Below are 1698 nucleotides of genomic sequence, written 5' to 3'. Positions count from 1 at the left end.
GCTGCGCGCCGCCACCTCGGCCATCTCGGACTCGTCGTGGCCCGACTCCAGCCAGGCCCGGGCCTGGAGGGCGGCCACGCTGACCGAGTCCGGCCACAGCGGAGCGGCGCAGTACGGATCGAGCTGCAGCACCAGGATGTCGCGCAGGGGGCCGAGCGACGACTTGCCGAAGGAGTAGACGAGCGCCGAGTCGATGTCCCCGTGCTGCAGGCGGACCCACGCCTCGTACAGGGCCCAGGCCCCGTCCATCTCCACGTGCGACTCCTGAATCGGTGGCCACGCCCCCACGGCATCGAGACCGGTGACGAAGGAGAAGGGGGCGCCGACCAGGTAGTCGCAGCTGCCAGAGACGGTGAAGCCGATCTCCTTGCGGGGGATGCCAGAGCCCTCGATGGCCTCGGAGATGACCGGCATGAGCATCTCGACCTCGTTGCGGGTGTCCTGGCTGCGCGTGTTGGGGAGCTGGGCGAACGACACCACGGCTACGTCGCGCATCAGACGTATGCCTTGTAGGTCTCGTAGTCCGCGTCGGGCTCACCCGTGGGCCGGAAGTACCTGATGCTCTCCAACGTCGGCAACCGCTCCTCCGGCGGAGCCCAGACGGCCTCCACCCGCATGCCCATGTGGACCTGATCGGCCTCGACCTCCTGGAGGAGGTGCATGAGGCCGATGTCGGCCCCGTCCAGGAGGATCGTCGCCGAGACGTACGGGATCTTGATCTTCTGCCCGTAGAACGGCACGTTGACGACGCAGAACGTCGTCACTGTCCCCCGGTCCGCCACCTCCACCTCCTCCTTGGTCGCCACGCCGTCGGCGGCGCAGGCGCCGCGCGGTGAGACGTAGACCTTGCCGCACTGCGGGCAGCGCTGGCCGAGGATCTTCCCCTCGACGAGGTGCCGCAAGAACCGCGACTGCGCCGCGCCCGCCGTGAACCGGTACTCGAGGCGAGCGGGGGCCCGGATGCTGCGGACCGGCTCGACGGTGTCGGTCTCGCTCATGGTCCCTCCTCGGGCACGAAGCAGGCGATGTCCTGGATCTCGCCCGCGCGCTCGGCTCGCCACTTGACTCGGACCCGCATGCCGGTTGACATCCGGGCCTCGTCGCCCGCGTCCACGGCGTGGAGCAGGGCCGTATCGGCGCCGTCCAGCTTGATGAGGGCCCAGGCGAACGGCCGGTCCAGCGGCTGGTTGGCGCGCGGTGCGCTGACCCACGCCCAGGTCGTCACGACACCGGCCTGGCCCACCTCCACGAACTCGTCGAGGGGCTCGCTGGTGACGGGGTCGTACTCGGCCGGCGGCACGATCACGCGCCCGTCGTTCGCCCGCACGCCCTCGATGCGGCCTTCGCGCAGGCCCGTCATGAAGCGCCCGAGGACCGGGCCGACCGTCCGGGTGTAGGGGTACTCGAGGATGTTGGGCGCTACGAGGACGTCCGGCTCAGCCATCGGTGCCCTTCTCGTCGTCCTGACTCGGTATCAGATCACGTTCCTGTCTGGCCGCGCAATCGGCTGGCATCACTGACGCCGGAAGACGGGCGGCCGCTTCTCGGCAAAGGCCTGCGGCCCTTCCTTGGCGTCCTCGGTGCCGAAGATCGGCCAGCCGATCTCGAGCTCGATCTTGAGCGCCTCGTCCTCGGGGAGGCCCTCGGTCTCCCGCACCGAGCGCTTGATCGCCTCGACGGCCAGTGGTCCGTTCTCGC

The 1698-nt window shown here is 69.7% G+C and carries 4 protein-coding genes; all 4 read right to left on the bottom strand.

What is annotated here, in order from left to right; all coding sequences use genetic code 11:
- Positions 1–495: lipid-transfer protein (locus tag VGF64_00820; GenBank protein ID HEY1633270.1), on the bottom strand; the 495-nt coding region annotated here is incomplete at its 3' end.
- Positions 495–998, bottom strand: a complete 504-nt coding sequence (locus tag VGF64_00815; protein HEY1633269.1) for a Zn-ribbon domain-containing OB-fold protein — start codon at positions 996–998, stop codon at positions 495–497. The genes VGF64_00815 and VGF64_00820, both read right to left, overlap by 1 nt.
- A complete protein-coding gene (locus VGF64_00810; GenBank protein ID HEY1633268.1) occupies positions 995–1444 on the bottom strand; it encodes an OB-fold domain-containing protein in 450 nt (149 codons plus the stop codon). Before VGF64_00810 ends, VGF64_00815 begins: the two co-directional genes overlap by 4 nt.
- A 69-nt stretch (positions 1445–1513) precedes the next feature.
- A partial coding sequence (locus VGF64_00805; protein ID HEY1633267.1) for a crotonase/enoyl-CoA hydratase family protein occupies positions 1514–1698 on the bottom strand: 185 nt, incomplete at its 5' end.

The sequence above is a fragment of the Acidimicrobiales bacterium genome, from assembly GCA_036491125.1.
In the GTDB taxonomy this organism is placed as follows: Bacteria; Actinomycetota; Acidimicrobiia; order Acidimicrobiales; family AC-9; genus AC-9.
The sequence above is the reverse complement of the archived record's forward strand: the minus strand, read 5'-3'. Positions and strand labels throughout refer to the sequence as shown.